Source organism: Bordetella tumulicola (assembly GCF_054779135.1).
In genome coordinates this window covers 98,238-114,013 of sequence record NZ_BAAGYU010000005.1, presented here as the reverse complement: position 1 = coordinate 114,013, position 15,776 = coordinate 98,238, and the positions used below count along the sequence as shown (strand labels likewise).

Genomic DNA, 15,776 nt, shown 5'->3' with positions numbered 1-15,776 from the left:
TCTCCATACCGGAGAAAAATAGGACGCAATAAACTATTTTTTCTTGTCTTCTTTGACCCGATAAACCAGCACCGCATGCGTGGCCAGCGACAGCACCTTGGCCGTCACGCTGCCCAGCAATAATCGGGACAAGCCGCTGCGGCCGTGACTACCGATAAAAATCAGGTCGCACCCGTTTTCAGTGGCGGCCTGCACAATGCCGTCGGCCACGTTGAAATTCGACACTGAACGCGACGCTGCCGTCACGCCGGCGGTGTCGGCACGAGCAAGAATTTGTTTCAGGTACTTGTCCGCCTGATCTGCCGACGCCTTTTCGTAGTCTTCGTCCGTAATCGCATAGGCTGCAGCCATGCCATCAAAACCGATCGTAGCCGCGAACGGCTGCGTCACATGCAAGGCAACGACCTCGGCGCCCACCGAACGCGCAAAGCAGATACCGGCATTGGCGGCCTGAGCCGAAAGAGGAGAACCGTCCGTGGGAATCAGGATTTTCTTAAACATTTGCCCGCTCCTGTCTTCTAGTAAGAAAACACATGCTACTGGAAAACCCACGCTACCACAGTGAGGGCTTTCCGCAATAACTGATCTTGATCAAGAAAGCTGCTGCGATGCAACGAACAGATTCGTGCAACGCGTCCCCGTGCGGCAATAAGCCAGTACCGGACCCGGCAGCGTGCGCAGCAACTCGGCAAAGCGCGTCACATCGTCCGCTGTCATCGCGCTACCCACCACCGGCTGATACTCCACCTGTAATCCGGCCTGACGCGCCGCCTCGGACACATCCGCCGCCGTGGGTTGATCCGGGCCACCCTCGTAATCGGGCCGATTAATGATCACACTTTTATAGCCTGCCGCGGCCACGCCTGCCATGTCCGCAGGCGACAACTGCGGGGCAACAGCGAAGTGCTCGGTCAAGGGGCGAATAGCGACGTCAGACATGGGGAAAATCCTTGGGTAAAAGCGTATGAAAAAGCAAAGCCGCGGTCGGCCCAGTAATCAGTATAGGGCCAACTCAGGTATCCAAATTAAGCCTCTGGACTAGGTCTTTAAAACTTGCGCCAGCGCCGGCCAGATTCCCGGAGTATCGACCATCGCGACCGAAAACCGCAACATGGCCGACGGTGCCTGTGCAGGAGAAAACAAACTACCCGGCGCCAGCAACAATCCCCGATCGGCGGCGACACGCGCCAGAATCTCCGAATCACGGCCGCAATCCGCCCACACGAACATCCCCGCGTGAGGCTCATGGGGTATCCGCATACCCAATTGCGTCAACGCAACCAGGCATTGCTGGCGTGCCGCATTCACGCGCGCCCGGACGCGCTCCACGTGCCGACGGTATTGCCCTTCGATCAGTACCCGGTGAACCACCCGCTCGCCGAGTTCGGGCGTTGTCAGGCCCGCTAGCATTTTCAGGTCGCTTAGTTTGCGCACGAGGTCGGCACTGGCCGCCAGGTAACCGACCCGCAGACTCGCCGCCAGCATTTTTGAAAAACCGCCCGCGAAAATGACACGATTCAGCCGATCCAGCGCGGCCAGCTTGATCGCACCGCCGGGGTGCAGTTCCCCATACGTATCGTCCTCGACTACCAAAAAATCGTGCCGCTCGGCCAGACGCAGAATGCCATACGCCGCGCCTGCCGATAGCGTGTGGCCCGTGGGATTGTGCACGGTGGTGTTCGTGATAAATAAGCGCGGCTTATGCAGTGCGGCAAGCTTGTCCAACTGGTCCAGATCCGGACCGTCGGGCCCGCGTGGCACACCGATCAGCCGCGCACCAAAAGCCGCCAGGCGACCAAAAATAACAAACCAGGCAGGGTCCTCGACCAGCACGGCGTCACCCGGTTGAACCAACAGGCGCCCGATTAGATCCAGACCGTGCGTCACGCCATTGGTCGTCAATAAATTGTGCTCTGGATGGGCCGGCACGCCCTCGGCCTGCAGTCGCGAAGCCAATTGCTGGCGCAAGGGCGCGTAACCCAGTGGGGATCCATAAGACACCAGCGTCCCGCGCACCGAGCGCCCCACCGCACGCACTGCCGCCGAGACCATCTCGGGATCCAGCCACTCAGCGGGAAGCAATCCTGCCCCGCCGGGCATGGCCGATGCAGACGGCTCGCGAAACATGTTGCGCAGCAGCCACGTGACATCGATGCGCACGGGTGGCGCCGAACTGTCCGCTGGCGCCTCTGGCTCGACGATCAACGGCTCGCGACGTGCCCGCACAAAAAAGCCCGCGCCACGGCGCGACTGCACCAGGCCACGCGCCACCAGACGGTCGTACGCCTCGACGACCGTGAAGCGGCTCACGCCGGCCTGCTCGGCCATCGTCCGGATAGACGGCAACCGGGTCCCAGGACGCAGCCCCTGATCGTCAATGCGACGCGCAACATCGTCGGCCAACTGCGTCACGAGCGTGGCATCGGCCTGACGTACGGGCCGCCAACCCGCGGATTGAGGTGAGGACGCAACTGTCATGGTTGTTCTACCGGGCCAGACATCAAAGTGAACTGAATAAGTGTATCGGTACTGTACTGCTATCTGTGCGTAAAGTGGTGAAAATCGCAACGTTGCCCCGTGCCGTCGCAGCCCGTCCCAACGCCGTCCTCTCCATTCTCTATTACGTCTCTTTAGAATCATGTCGCGCCCAACCGCCTATGCCGCTCCCACTCCCGTCGCCTCCCCCCTCTGGGAGGGCTATAGCTATGGCCTGATCGGTGTCCTGGTGTTTTCCCTCACCTTGCCCATGACGCGAATCGCGGTCATCGAGATGTCGCCGTTGCTGATTGGCCTGGGACGCGCACTGCTGGCCTCGGTGCCAGCAGTACTGCTCCTGTGGCTGACCCGCAGCCGTCGCCCGAATCGCAGTGAGTGGTCAGGCGTCATACTGGCGGCTCTGGGCATCGTGGTAGGTTGGCCGCTGACCTCGACACTGGCCATGGCAACCGTATCGTCCTCGCACGGGGCCGTGTTCAATGGGCTGCTACCGCTCTCGACCGCGATTTTTGCCGCCTGGCGCAGCGGCGAACGCCCCTCGGGTGCATTCTGGGCCTGGTCCGCTACTGGTGCGATCCTGGTCATGACCTATGCCTTGCGTCAGGGCCACGGCAGTTTGCAAGTCGGCGACCTATGGCTGCTGTTGGCCGTGCTCCTTGGCGGCATGGGCTATGCGGAGGGTGCCAGGGCGTCGCGCACCTTGGGCGGCGCGCGTACGATTTGTTGGGCATTAGCGATCAGCGCCCCAGTCTTGGCCGCACCGGTATTATGGATAGGTACGGATCTGGTCATGACCCGTGGCTGGCCGACTTCCGCCGTGCTTCTTGCCTTTCTTTATCTCGCCTTTGGATCGATGTTCCTGGGGTTCTTCGCCTGGTATCGCGGCCTCGCCATCGGCGGCATCGCGCGTGTTGGACAGGTGCAATTGCTCCAACCGTTTCTGACGGTACTGGCCGCGGCCTGGTTATTTCACGAGCCAGTCGAACCGTTGACTTATGTATTCGCGTTAGCCGTTATTGCCATCATTGCAGGTGGACGCCGCGCCATTGTTAAGACCTCTTGAACCCCAACTCATCTGTCATGTCTCTCACGACCGTCCCCTCTGGCGAACAGATCTGGCTTTTACTGGGCCCACTGTCGCTGTTTGCCCTTGTCACTTCCATCACACCGGGGCCCAACAACATCATGCTGGCCTCGTCGGGCCTGACTTTTGGCTTTCGACGCACGATTCCGCATATGCTGGGCGTGAACCTGGGATTCACACTCATGCTGGTCTTGGTGGGATTGGGGCTGGATACCGTCTTTCATCAATTTCCGTGGCTATATACCGTACTGAAATACGTGGGTGCGGCCTATCTGCTGTATCTGGCCTGGAGTATCGCCCAATCCGGGCCACTGGACGGCGGCCGGCAACGTAGCCAACCCTTCAGCTTTTTGCAGGCGGCCTTGTTTCAGTGGGTCAATCCCAAGGCCTGGGTAATGTGCGTCGGCGTGATCGTGACCTACACCCCGCAGACTGGCTTTTATTGGAACTTGATACTCGCAGCCGCCGTTTGCTGCCTGATCAATCTACCCAGCCTGGGCGTCTGGGTCGCCTTTGGCGCAGCGCTGCAAAAACTCCTGCATCGCCCCCAGGCCATACGGCTTTTTAATATCGGCATGGCATTACTGCTGGTCGCATCGCTCTACCCCATCGCACAAGACCTGATTTCATAATCAACGAGTTATCCGCCTAGAGGCCGGGGCCGCCGCATCACGACAGACAGCGCTCCAGGCAGGGCGCGGTGTATGATCGTTTTTGCATTTGGTACTCGGTCGCAAACACAGCGACTATCCTGCTTATGTTCCAGTGGTCTCGATCTTCTTTGCGGCGCCTATTTGCGGTCGGTGCGCTTGCGGCTGCGAGCGTGGTGGGTTGCACGCAACTCGATGCCTGGCAACGTGAGGCGATCTTTTCACCTCAAACCAAATCACAGCGTTGGTGGAGTGAGCCGCCTGCCGGCACCGAAACCTTCGATCTGTCGCTGCCCGGTGGCGATAAAGTGCACGCCTGGTATTGGCAGCATTCCAATGCCGATGCGCCCACTGTGCTGTACCTGCATGGTGCGCGCTGGAATCTGAACGGCAGCGCGTTCCGCATGTCGGGTTGGACTCGCATGGGGTATTCGGTGCTTGCCATCGACTATCGGGGGTTCGGGCAATCGACCGCGCTCCTGCCATCAGAGGACACCGCGACGCAGGATGCCTCGGCCGCGCTACGTGAACTCGCGCGCCGCCAACCTGATCCATCCAGACGTTTTATCTACGGCCATAGCCTGGGCGGGGCGATTGCCATCGACCTCGCCTCGCGCCCCGAGATGCCTGCCTTTGCCGGACTGATCGTCGAATCCAGTTTCACCAGCATGGCCGCGATGCTGCAGACATTGCGATGGGGAAAGCTGCCCGGAGCGAGCTTGCTGGTGACACAGCCGTTTGCGTCCGTGGAAAAACTGGCGACGCTGACCACCCCGATGCTGTTCCTGCACGGCACAGAGGATCGCGTCGTGCCGCACACGATGAGCGATGAGCTTTTTGAGGCGGCCCTGAAGGTTCCCGCCGACCTGAAACGCGTCGTGAAAATCGAAGGCGCTTCGCACTCTGGCGCGATCCGCAGCGGCAAAGTCTATGAAACTGCCGTCCACAACTTTATCCGCGACGCCAGCAAAGCCTACCCTGCGCCCACAGCGGATCATGTGACCCCACCCACAGCGGGATAAATCATCAGATGGACATCTCGATGCGTCAATGCGTCGGGATGTTTTCGCGAAAAATAACCTGCAGGCGCGGCATATAGGTTGGCTCGGACTGACCTCGCACGGCGGCGGCAAGCATACGGATGGCTTCGCGCGCCTGGACCCGAGGATTCTGATCAATCACGGCATCCATCGTGCGATCCAGCAAGAACTGCCGGGAAATCGTGGTCAGATCGTGGCCCACAAACACGACCTGCCGCTGCAACCCGGCCTCTTGCAATGCCCGCCCGATACCCGAGTTGCCCGCCCCAATGTTGTAGATACCGCCAGGGGTCACCTGTTGCAACAGTTCCCGGGTCAACGCATAGGCGCGCGCGCGGTCATCCCCGATCTCGAGCATGCGGTCAATTTTGAGATGAGGAAACTCCTCGGTGAGCAAAGCGCGAAAGCCCATTTCGCGCTCCTCATGTCCGCGATAGGCCAGGGAGCCCAGAAACACCGTTACCCCCTGCGGCACATCCGATGGCAAGAAACGCCCCAATAAACTGGCCGCCAGGCGGCCCGCCGCGCGATTATCAATGCCTACATAACCAATACGAGACGACGTGGGAATATCGGAGACCAACGTACACACAGGCACGCCACTGGCCTGCAGTGCCGCGATGGCATCGCGCACTTGTGGGTCGTCCAGCCCCACGAGGCCAACCCCATCGGTGTTGCCCTTGAGCTGATAGAGCTGCGCTGCCAGTTTTTCCGCATTGAAGCCCTCGACCAAGTGTAATTTCACCTGGATATCGGGCCGGCATTGCGCTTCGGCCAATAAATATTGACGAAATAGCGACATGAAACTGTTGTCGCCCGCAGGCAGCAAAAAATCCACCTGCGGAGCAGCCGTATCACTGGAACCGAGCTCTGCGCCATAGCCCAGCTTGCGCGCGACAGCCAGCACATGATCCCGGGTTTGACGACGCACCCCCTCGCGCCCGTTCAGGACACGATCCACAGTGGCGGTAGAAACACCCGCCGCCTCGGCAATAGTCGTGATGGTGGCTCGGGCCATCCTGGTCACCTTAATTTTCTGATGAGTCGGTATAGCGATCGATCATATCACATCATTTTGATTTAATTAAATCAAAATGATGTGAATACATCAATATTCATAGCATACGCAAATTTCCCTCTTAATGTCTTCGCACAGAATAGAAATAGCCGTTTTTCGGCACATAAAAATAGCCCTATACGCGCGTGACGCGAATAAATGAAAGGCATAAACCGTGTCAATAGGGGCAATTTCTGATGTATATTGATTTAATAAAAAGATTTAATTGATGTAATAATGACATCCAAATAGATCAGCTAAGCGCGCCTCAATCCCTGCCACACGCTAGGCTTGCAGGCGAGTCGCAATCGGAGACAGCCATGGCCCCCCTTACCCTTGAACCCGACCCACCTGTGCGCGAACGCCGGTTTCGTATTGGTTGCATCGGCGCCGGCATGATCATGGCAGAGTGCCACCTCGCCGCCTACCGCGAAGCAGGATTTCAGGTCGTCGCCATCGCCTCACGCACGCCTGCCAATGCGCAAGCCGTCGCACAACGCTGGTCCATCGGACGCACCCATGACACCCCCCAGTCGTTGATTGACGATCCCGAGGTGGACATCGTCGACATTGCGTTCCCTCCCGATCAACAACCAGCGCTCATCCGCGCCGCACTCGCGGCCCCTCACGTCAAGGCGGTCCTGGCGCAAAAGCCATTAGCCTTGTCGTTACCCGAAGCCGTCGCGCTACGTGACGAGGCGCGTCGCGCCGGCAAGCTGCTCTCGGTCAACCAGAACATGCGCTATGACCAATCCATGCGCGTGCTCAAGCAATTGCTGGATCAGAACGTACTGGGCAAGCCGGTGCTGGCGCAGATTGATATGCACGCCATTCCTCACTGGCAGGGGTTCTTGGCGGACTACGATCGACTTACGCTTTCGAACATGAGCGTGCATCACCTGGACGTCCTGCGCCATCTTTTCGGCGAGCCCACCGAGGTCACCACCGTAACCCGCGACGACCCTCGCACGCCGTTTCCTCATCAAGACGGCATTGTGGCGACGACTCTACGATTTGAATCGGGGTTACTCGCCCTGGCGCTAGAGGACGTCTGGGCGGGTCCGCGCGGCGACGGCCACGCGGATGACCAATACATTCATTGGCGTGTCGAAGGCACGGAGGGCGTCGCCAAGGGCACGATCGGATGGCCGCATGGCAAACCCTCTACGCTCTCTTACACCTCGAAGCAGGCCACACAAGGCCAATGGGTCACGCCTGAGTGGTCGTCGATGTGGTTTCCGCAGGCCTTCATCGGTGTCATGGAACAGCTGCAATACGCCTTGATCAACGGCACCGAGCCAGCGTTAACCGTAGCGGATAACGTGAAAACGATGGCCTTGGTCGAAGCCGCGTACTTATCGATTGCCGAACGCCGCACGGTACGCATCGATGAGATTTCGACCACAGACGAGTTCCCTGCCCAATCCGATTGACGCGCCCGACGGCGCCGCCATCGGGCGCATGACAAGAACCCCCAAGGGCAAAAAAACAGCCCGCCACCAAGGAGACAAACGTGATTCAAACCGGTATTTTTTCAGGCTATTTTCCCTACGACCTGGCTACCTCGGCAGCCAAGATCCGCGCACAAGGGTTCAACACCGTACAACTGGATCTTCATTTCAAGAATATGGATCTCAGCGCGGGCCAGATCACACTCGATAAGTGCCAGCGCATTCGCGATACCTTCCGCGAACATAATCTGCCCATTTCCTGCATCTCCGCCTACACCAACATCGTGCATCCCGAACCGGCCGAGCGACAACGTCGCAATGGCTATTTGAAAGAGATCCTGTCGCATGCCCAATATCTTGGTTCTCCTTATGTGATCTCTGAAACGGGGACATTCGCCACCGACAGCGACTGGGTTCATCACCCGAAGAACAAAACGGAAGAAGGCTGGGAGCAATGCCGCGCCGTCATTCAAGAATTGGCACAACATGCATACGACCATGGCGCCGTCTTTTTGCTCGAGACCTATGTGAATAACGTCGTCGGTTCGGTCGAGGAAACACTGCGCATGTTCGCTGAAGTCAACCATCCGGGTCTGGGTCTACTGATGGATCCCACCAACTACTTCGAAGATCACAACATCGACGACATGGATCGCACACTCAACCATGTATTCGACGCGCTGTCCGACAAAATCTGCATTGCGCACGCCAAGGACGTCAAACGTGCCGAAGGCGATAAATCAGAAAAACACAGCGATATTGGCGACGCCGACGCGGCCGAAAGCCATACGTTCCGAGGCGTGGGCGAAATCGAGTTGCCGGCGCCGGGATTGGGCAGTCTGAACTACGACCTGTATTTGCAACGCCTGGCCAAGCGTCACCCCAACATTCCCATCATCATCGAACACCTGACCGAGGACGATGTACCGCGCGCCAAGGCATTCCTGGATGGCAAATTGCAGGCCAACGGCGTCTGACGCCACCCCCTTTTCCCCCATTCCCTACCCCCGGTCGCTCAATGCACCGGTTTCTGGAGTCGAAGCATCCATGGCACAGTTATATGCCACCGCCATGAACAGGCAACAAATCGAATCGCGCTGCGGACAACTGGCACAGTTTGCCGGTGTACGGTTGGTCACGCTGCAAGATGGTGTAGAGCGAGGCATCCGAATGCTGGAGTTTCGCAGCGGCACGGGCCTGCGTTTTACCGTGCTGATCGATCGCGCCATGGATATCGCCGAATGCGAGTTTCGCGGCTATGCGGTCGGCTGGCACTCACCGGCGGGCTTTCGGCATCCCGGCCTGCATGAGTACGAGGGGGAGTCCGGCCTCGGATGGATGCGCTCGTTCTCCGGCCTGATGATCACGTGCGGACTGGATCACATTCTGTTCATGCATGAGTCGCCCGCGGACAATTATGTTTATCAACCACGTCAAAAAATCCAACACTCCATTCATGGTCGCGTCGGAACGATTCCGGCGCGCCTCACCGGTTATGGGGAACGCTGGGAGGATGATCGCTGCTTTCTCTGGGCGGAAGGCGTGGTGTCACAGGGCACCGTCTTTGGAGAGCACCTGGAGCTTTACCGACGCATTGAAATCGAAGTGGGAACCAACGATATCCAATTGCACGACCGGGTCGTCAATCGCGGGTTTTATCGCACCCCCCACATGTTCTGCTATCACTTGAACGTTGGCTATCCCGTACTGGACACCGCTTCGCGCTATCTCGCCCCTATTCAGGATGTGGTCTGGGCGGCGCACGCCGATGAATACCGCACGCAGGGCGTGGGTTACCAACAGATGCCCGAGCCTCAAATGGGCTTTCATGAACAAGTTTGGCAGCACGAAATGAAAGCGGACGATCAAGGACACGTGCCGGTCGCGCTGGTCAATGATCGCCTGGGTCTAGGCATAGAGGTCACCACTCGCAAAGATCAATTTCCGTGCCAGTATCAATGGCAAAATTTTCAAGCCGGTCAATATGCGATGGGCATTGAGCCCTCTACCAACCATGTGCTCGGCGAAGGCGCAGCGCGCGAACGCGGCGAACTTATCTGGCTGGAGCATGGCGAAGAACGCCATTACGACACCCGCATTCGCATCCTGGCCGATGCCAACGATATCGCCCAATGCGAGCAACGCATCCGCGCCATCTCGCCCCAGCCCAGCGAGGCATATCCGGCGCTCTCGGGCCAGTTTCGGCCTTTGAGCCCTCCTCCACAAAAAGGAGGCGCATAGACATGAGCGCACAAGGCATGTCGTTTTCTTTACAGAACCGTCGCGTTCTATTGACGGGGGCAGGTGGCGGCCTGGGGCTCGGCGCGAGCCTCGCGCTGCTGCGCCAAGGCGCGCATTTGCTGGCCCTGGATCGCGACACAGACGCCTTGCAAAAACTGCGGGAGACCGTGCCTGACGCATTTGCCGATCAATTGCAGATTCTGCCCGTTGACTTGGCCGACGAGACGGCTTTGCAGCACACCCTGGATCGCCTGACGGCGGATCAGGCCATTGACGTGGTGATCAATAATGCCGCCATCTATCCCTCCAAGCGCTTCGAAGATTACACGGATGAAGATCGCGCGCTGATCCACCGCATCAACGTGTCCGCGGCGTTGCAAATCGTGCGGACTGCTTTACCCGGCATGCGGCAACAGCAATGGGGCCGCATTATCAATGTGGTGTCGATCACCCTGTCAGGCGGCTGGGAACTGCTACAGCCCTATGTCGAATCCAAGGGTGCCATGCTGGGCAATACACGCGCCATGGCTAGGGAGTTCGGCGCGACGGGTATCACCTGCAATGCCATCTCGCCCGGAGCATTCCCCACAGCCGCCGAAGCCATCCATCCCGATCTACCGGGCTACGAACGCATGGTCCTGGCGCGCCAGTCCATCAAGCGACGTGGGCATGCCGATGATATTGCAGCAGCCATTCTATTTCTTGCCTCTACCGAGGCAGGTTTCATCACCGGCCAGACCCTTTCCGTCGATGGCGGCTGGGTCATGCATTAAAAGGTTTCATCATGGGAATTTTGACGGGTTATAAAGTTCTGGACTGCTCGATCGCTATGGCGGGTCCTTTTGCCGCGCAGCGGCTCGGCGACCTGGGAGCCGATGTCGTAAAGATCGAGCCCAAAGAAGGTGAATGGCAACGTCACGCGCCTGCCGGCGGCATCAAGGGCAACAAAATCAATGTGTCGTTTCTGTCCCTCAACCGCAACAAGCGTTCACTCGCGGTCGATCTAAAAAGCGAAGACGGCCAGGCGATCATTCGTCAAATGGCGAGCCAGGCCGATGTGTTTATTCAAAACTACCGCCCCGGCGTCGCCCAACGCTTGGGTGTGGACTATGAAAGCCTCTCCGCCTTTAATCCGCGACTGATCTACGTCTCGATGTCAGGTTTTGGCGAAGACGGCCCCTATGCCCGCAGGCCCGGCCAGGACCTGCTGTTGCAAGCCATGTCCGGCGCCATGCTGTCGACAGGTTGCGACGGTGAAGCGCCGCGTGCAGCGGGGCAATATCTGGTGGATGCAGTCACCGCTTATTGCGCCTTTGAAGGTGTATTGGGTGCGCTATTGCATCGTGAACGCACGGGCGAAGGGCAAAAAGTCGAAGTCAATATGCTGGACGCCATCACGACCCTGCAAATGCAGGAACTGTCGGTCTTTACCGTAGGCGGCAAGGCGCAGACCCGCAGCGCCGAACCGCACGCGCACAGCTACATCCGCGCCCCCTATGGCACCTTTGCCACCCAGGACGGCTATTTAGCGCTGGCGATGCCTGACATGACGATCCTGGCACGCGAACTGGAACAACCCGCCCTGCTGGATTATGTCGACGAGGCCGCTGGATGGGATCAGCGCGATGACATTTTCCGTCTGGTGCGCGAAGCCATGACAAAACGCGGTACGCAGGATTGGCTTGAGCGATTCAACGCCGCAGGTATCTGGTGCAGCCCGGTCTATGGCTATGCCGAGCTCGTGGCTGACCCTCAAATCGCCCACAACGGGACCTTTGTCGAATACGACCATCCAACCGAAGGCCACGTCAAAACGCCGGGGTTTCCCATCCGTTTTACCAAGACTCCGGCGCGTATTGAACGAGGTGCGCCACTGCCCGGCCAACATAGCGCGGAGATCCTGCGCGAATATGGCTTTGACGCGAATCATATCGCGGCATTTGAAGCCCATGGCGCGATCGTCTGCGCAGCGCAGCCATGAGTCGACGTTGGCGCGGGCTGACCTGGGATCACCCGCGTGGCTATGCCGCCTTGCAAGCCGCCGCCGATCAGACCGGACTGATCGACTGGCATATTCATTCGCTAGAAGGGTTCGAGTCCGCCCCCATCGCCCAACTTTGCGAGCAATACGATTTGATCGTGCTGGATCATCCGCATTTGGGCGAAGCCTTGGCGCAAGGTTGCCTCCAACCGCTGGATGCGTTGTTGCCATTGGGTTCGCTCGACATGATTGAACGCAACAGCATTGGCCTGACGCACGCCAGTTACCGCATGAACGGTCATCAATGGGCGTTGCCGCTCGATGCCGCGACCCAGGTGATGGCGTTGCGCCCCGACTTGCTAGTCCAAGCGGGTCACGCCGTTCCAGAGCAATGGCAGGATGTCCTGACGCTATCGCGCCAGACCGGACGGGTCGCGTTGTCCCTGGCTGGACCGCATGCATTCCTGACCCTGTTATCAATGTGCGCGGCACTGGACCCTGCTCTGGCGCTGGGCGACGGCAAACGCTGGCACCAACCTCACGTGTTGCGGCAAGCCTGCGAGTGGCTCATCACGCTGGCCACACTCAGCCCGATGTCGGTACGAGAGGCCAATCCCATCGCCTTGCTGCACCATATGACGACGCATGAAGACGTGCTGCTGTGTCCGCTTGTCTATGGCTACGTGAACTACACATGCGTACAGGATGGCACGCCTCTGGTCTTCCAGAATGCACCCCGTGTTGACGCCAATCCGCCCGGCTCCATTCTCGGCGGTACCGGTATCGCGATATCTCAGCGTTGCCAGGTCGACACGGCACTCATCGACCACCTCTTGTGGCTACTCGGCGAAAACGCCCAGACGCGTTTTATTCCCCGGCATGCGGGCCAGCCCAGTCATGTAGCCGGTTGGAATGATCCGGCCGTCAATGCGGCGAGCAACGATTTCTATCGCAGCACGGCCGACACCTTGCGCGCGGCCAGCCTGCGTCCCCGACACAACGGATTTATTGCGACACAAACGCGTGCCTCGCTATTTTTGCGCGATGGCCTTCTGCGCGGTGCCAGCTCGGCCGAACTCGCCGATGGGTTGAACACGCTGTGCGCGCCACACAATACGATTTCTGAAAGGGTAACTAGTGACTAGCCTCGTCAATCTACACATTCAAGATCATGTCGCCTGGATCGAACTCAATCGGCCAGAAAAGCTCAATGCCATGACGCCCGACATGGCGCAGTTGCTGACTCAAGCAGTCCAGACCTGCAATGAAAGCGATGACGTGCGCGTCGTCGTGCTGACGGGCGCTGGACCCAAGTCTTTCTGCGCGGGCTCAGACATCGTGGAACTCGACAGCTATGCCACGCCTTGGGATTTTCGCAATCGACGCGATTACTGCGATTTGATCCGCGCACTCAAAAAACCTGCGATCGCCGCGATCAATGGCTATGCCTTTGGCGGCGGCCTGGAAATGGCGCTGGCCTGCGACATTCGCATCGCCGCAGAGAATGCAAAACTCGGCTCACCTGAAATCAAACTCGGCTGGATAGGCGGAGGAGGCATGACCGCGCAATTGCTGCACTCCATTGGCGCATCCAATGCGGCGCTGATGGTGATGACGGGAGACCCCGTCTCTGCTCAGCAGGCCATGGCGTGGGGATTAATCAGCGAAGTCGTCGCACTGGACGCCCTACGTGATCGCGTGGCAACGATTGCCGCGGCGATCGCCGCGCGCGCGCCCATCGCTGCCGAAACCGCCAAGGTGAATCTACGCGCCGCGCTAAGTATGCCCGTGGAGCAGGCCACCGCTTACGAACGCGATCTGCAAACCATCTGCTTTGCGACCGAAGATGCCATGGAGGGCCGAAAAGCCTTTCAGGAAAAGCGCACGCCCACGTTCCGGCGCCGCTAAGAAGCCTGGCAACTTATGGGGCGCGCCACGCGTACGCCATTGCAGCGCATCCAATCCCCAAACTCTGGGCGAGCCAGCACTTCAAACTCTGCCACCCGCTGCGACGCGAGCGTACCGGCGCTGCCCGGCAGTGCTGGACGGCACATGACGAGATCCCCGTCTCGCGCATTGTGCAACCAGCGCTGCAACAATCGCGCATAGCGCCGCGCGCCACCCTGCTGATCATAGACGCCGAACAACCGGCGATTCGTTCGCCACCCGTCAAGACGCGCGATACGCGACACAGCGCTCGCGCCCAGTGCACCGACGAGGCGTGCCTTCGCCGATTCGCGCAAAGGAATACCGTCTTGCGCCCCCGGCGCCGTATGACGCAACCAGGGTCCTCGGGAACCATAGCGATGCGCGAGCAGTTGCAGCAGACGCGGCAACACCCCGGGCAATTGGTGCACATGCTGGCGCCCGTCCACATAATCCGGCGCTCGCCCCATAACATCCTCGAACGCATCAAACTGACGCACCAGATGCAGATTCAGCCAAGCGTCATCAATACGTCCCGCGTAAGCGCGCGCGATCAAGGTCGGCAAAGACGTCATTGACGCCTGCCCTGCTTGGCCGAGACACTCCGTCAGATTGAGATGCACGCCCAAATCCAGGTCCAGTCCGCGTAAATCCGGGCCATGCTCTACAAACGTCGGGCCTTGCGTCAAGCAACTGACAGCGCTCAAACGCCCCATATGGGCCAACCGCATTACGGCCGCGTCGACGTCGGCGTTCAACCCGAAATCCTCGCCACACATCACAATGCGCTTCCACCACTGTCCCTCGTCAGATGATGAAACGTGATTTGTGTATGCCGAGGTACCTTGATCAAATAGCTTGGCCGATATATCGCCGTCGGACATTCTGGTCTCACCCCCGTCACAAAACGGTCTCCTAAACCTTAACAGTGCAGAATGTCATACAGATTTCAGAATGGTGACGCCAAAGACAAAGGCCGCCCGAAGGCGGCCTTTGTCTTTGGATTCTGGTGGGTGGTACAAGGTTCGAACTTGTGACCCCTGCCGTGTGAAGGCAGTGCTCTACCACTGAGCTAACCACCCAAAGAAGCGGAATTCTAGCATAGAAAAATCGGGGTCGGCAAACGCTTCAGGCGTCGGCAACCTCTGCGGGAGCATCCAGGGCGCGCCATACGCAGGCATCCCCCAGGCCAGCCAAATACTCGTCATGCGCGGCCAGTTCATCGGTCGATGCGCTCAGTACCCGAAGTACCGTGCCGTCGAAGGAGCCCACGGCCGTGCCCGCACCACTGGACGGCCCGTTGTCGTCCACGTCGATGAGCAGCGCGTCTTGCCCGCGCGTCATGGCCAGCCAAACCTCGGCCAGCAGTTGCGAGTCGAGTAAAGCGCCGTGCAGCGTCCGATGCGCGTTGGAGATGCCGAGGCGATCGCACAAGGCATCCAGCGAGTTTCGCTTGCCCGGATATAGCGTGCGGGCCATCATCAGCGAATCAGTGATCTTGCCGCACTGCCCGGCGAGTTCGCCCTGGCCGATGCGCTTTAGTTCGGCATTGAAAAACTTGACGTCAAACGCCGCGTTGTGGGCGATAAGCTCCGCCCCCTGAATGAACGCCAGAAATTCGGCCGCCACCTCGTTAAACCGCGGTTTGTCCGCCAGGAAATCGGTGGTCAGCCCGTGCACCGCCAGGGCCTCGGGGTCGCTATCACGGTCCGGATTCAGGTAAAGATGCAGGTTATTGCCCGTCACCGTCCGATTGACGACCTCGATACATCCGATCTCAATGATGCGATGCCCTTGAGAGGGATCCAGGCCCGTGGTTTCCGTATCGAAAATAATTTGACGCATAAAGA

16 protein-coding genes and 1 tRNA gene are annotated in these 15,776 nt (G+C 59.1%); 10 read left to right on the top strand and 7 right to left on the bottom strand.

The window, feature by feature from the left end; translation table 11 throughout:
• Positions 1-33: 33 nt before the first annotated feature.
• The 3 genes from ACYVDM_RS03810 to ACYVDM_RS03800 form a co-directional block, all read right to left on the bottom strand.
• Entirely contained in the window at positions 34-501 is a 468-nt protein-coding gene (locus ACYVDM_RS03810) for a universal stress protein (RefSeq protein ID WP_415792138.1), read from the bottom strand.
• Positions 502-591: 90 nt separating this feature from the next.
• Positions 592-939, bottom strand: a complete 348-nt coding sequence (locus tag ACYVDM_RS03805; protein WP_415792139.1) for a protein tyrosine phosphatase family protein — start codon at positions 937-939, stop codon at positions 592-594.
• Positions 940-1,038: 99 nt separating this feature from the next.
• Complete coding sequence (locus tag ACYVDM_RS03800; protein ID WP_415792140.1) at positions 1,039-2,478, bottom strand: aminotransferase-like domain-containing protein; 1,440 nt, start codon at positions 2,476-2,478, stop codon at positions 1,039-1,041.
• A gap of 160 nt (positions 2,479-2,638) precedes the next feature.
• Between ACYVDM_RS03800 and ACYVDM_RS03795 the strand changes: the two genes are divergently transcribed.
• The 3 genes from ACYVDM_RS03795 (at position 2,639) to ACYVDM_RS03785 (ending at position 5,252) form a co-directional block, all read left to right on the top strand.
• On the top strand, positions 2,639-3,559 hold the full coding sequence (locus ACYVDM_RS03795; protein ID WP_415792141.1) for a DMT family transporter: 921 nt from the start codon (positions 2,639-2,641) through the stop codon (positions 3,557-3,559).
• A gap of 17 nt (positions 3,560-3,576) precedes the next feature.
• Positions 3,577-4,212: a LysE family translocator gene (locus tag ACYVDM_RS03790; RefSeq protein WP_415792142.1), complete on the top strand. Its 636-nt coding sequence runs from the start codon at positions 3,577-3,579 to the stop codon at positions 4,210-4,212.
• 125 nt (positions 4,213-4,337) lie between these two features.
• Positions 4,338-5,252 (top strand): alpha/beta hydrolase, encoded by a 915-nt coding sequence (locus tag ACYVDM_RS03785; protein ID WP_415792143.1) that lies wholly within the window; start codon positions 4,338-4,340, stop codon positions 5,250-5,252.
• A 25-nt stretch (positions 5,253-5,277) separates the two neighbouring features.
• Here ACYVDM_RS03785 and ACYVDM_RS03780 read toward each other — a convergent pair whose 3' ends face one another.
• Positions 5,278-6,288, bottom strand: a complete 1,011-nt coding sequence (locus ACYVDM_RS03780; RefSeq protein WP_415792144.1) for a LacI family DNA-binding transcriptional regulator — start codon at positions 6,286-6,288, stop codon at positions 5,278-5,280.
• 359 nt (positions 6,289-6,647) lie between these two features.
• Between ACYVDM_RS03780 and ACYVDM_RS03775 the strand changes: the two genes are divergently transcribed.
• The 7 genes from ACYVDM_RS03775 to ACYVDM_RS03745 all read left to right on the top strand — a co-directional run bounded on the left by ACYVDM_RS03775 (position 6,648) and on the right by ACYVDM_RS03745 (position 13,908).
• Positions 6,648-7,760 (top strand): Gfo/Idh/MocA family protein, encoded by a 1,113-nt coding sequence (locus ACYVDM_RS03775; RefSeq protein WP_415792145.1) that lies wholly within the window; start codon positions 6,648-6,650, stop codon positions 7,758-7,760.
• A gap of 80 nt (positions 7,761-7,840) precedes the next feature.
• Entirely contained in the window at positions 7,841-8,755 is a 915-nt protein-coding gene (locus ACYVDM_RS03770) for a sugar phosphate isomerase/epimerase family protein (RefSeq protein WP_415792146.1), read from the top strand.
• Positions 8,756-8,825: 70 nt separating this feature from the next.
• Positions 8,826-10,019 carry an aldose 1-epimerase family protein gene (locus ACYVDM_RS03765; RefSeq protein WP_415792147.1) on the top strand — a complete coding sequence of 398 codons (1,194 nt, stop codon included), beginning with the start codon at positions 8,826-8,828 and terminating at the stop codon, positions 10,017-10,019.
• Positions 10,020-10,021: 2 nt separating this feature from the next.
• The gene (locus ACYVDM_RS03760) at positions 10,022-10,792 is read left to right on the top strand and encodes an SDR family NAD(P)-dependent oxidoreductase (protein ID WP_415792148.1); all 771 of its coding nucleotides are present in this window, start codon (positions 10,022-10,024) and stop codon (positions 10,790-10,792) included.
• A gap of 11 nt (positions 10,793-10,803) precedes the next feature.
• A complete protein-coding gene (locus ACYVDM_RS03755) occupies positions 10,804-12,000 on the top strand; it encodes a CaiB/BaiF CoA transferase family protein (RefSeq protein ID WP_415792149.1) in 1,197 nt (398 codons plus the stop codon).
• Positions 11,997-13,145, top strand: a complete 1,149-nt coding sequence (locus ACYVDM_RS03750; protein WP_415792150.1) for a type 2 periplasmic-binding domain-containing protein — start codon at positions 11,997-11,999, stop codon at positions 13,143-13,145. The genes ACYVDM_RS03755 and ACYVDM_RS03750 overlap by 4 nt, the downstream gene beginning before the upstream one ends.
• Positions 13,138-13,908 (top strand): enoyl-CoA hydratase/isomerase family protein, encoded by a 771-nt coding sequence (locus ACYVDM_RS03745; protein WP_415792151.1) that lies wholly within the window; start codon positions 13,138-13,140, stop codon positions 13,906-13,908. The genes ACYVDM_RS03750 and ACYVDM_RS03745 overlap by 8 nt, the downstream gene beginning before the upstream one ends.
• Here the strand turns inward: ACYVDM_RS03745 and ACYVDM_RS03740 are convergent.
• From ACYVDM_RS03740 to dnaQ, 3 genes are all read right to left on the bottom strand, one after another.
• On the bottom strand, positions 13,905-14,810 hold the full coding sequence (locus ACYVDM_RS03740; RefSeq protein WP_415792152.1) for a ChbG/HpnK family deacetylase: 906 nt from the start codon (positions 14,808-14,810) through the stop codon (positions 13,905-13,907). The two genes, ACYVDM_RS03745 and ACYVDM_RS03740, sit on opposite strands and share 4 nt — an antisense overlap.
• 123 nt (positions 14,811-14,933) lie before the next feature.
• Positions 14,934-15,008: transfer RNA gene (locus ACYVDM_RS03735), tRNA-Val, on the bottom strand.
• Positions 15,009-15,054: 46 nt separating this feature from the next.
• Positions 15,055-15,771: a DNA polymerase III subunit epsilon gene (dnaQ, locus tag ACYVDM_RS03730; protein ID WP_415792153.1), complete on the bottom strand. Its 717-nt coding sequence runs from the start codon at positions 15,769-15,771 to the stop codon at positions 15,055-15,057.
• Between the last annotated feature and the right edge of the window lie 5 nt (positions 15,772-15,776).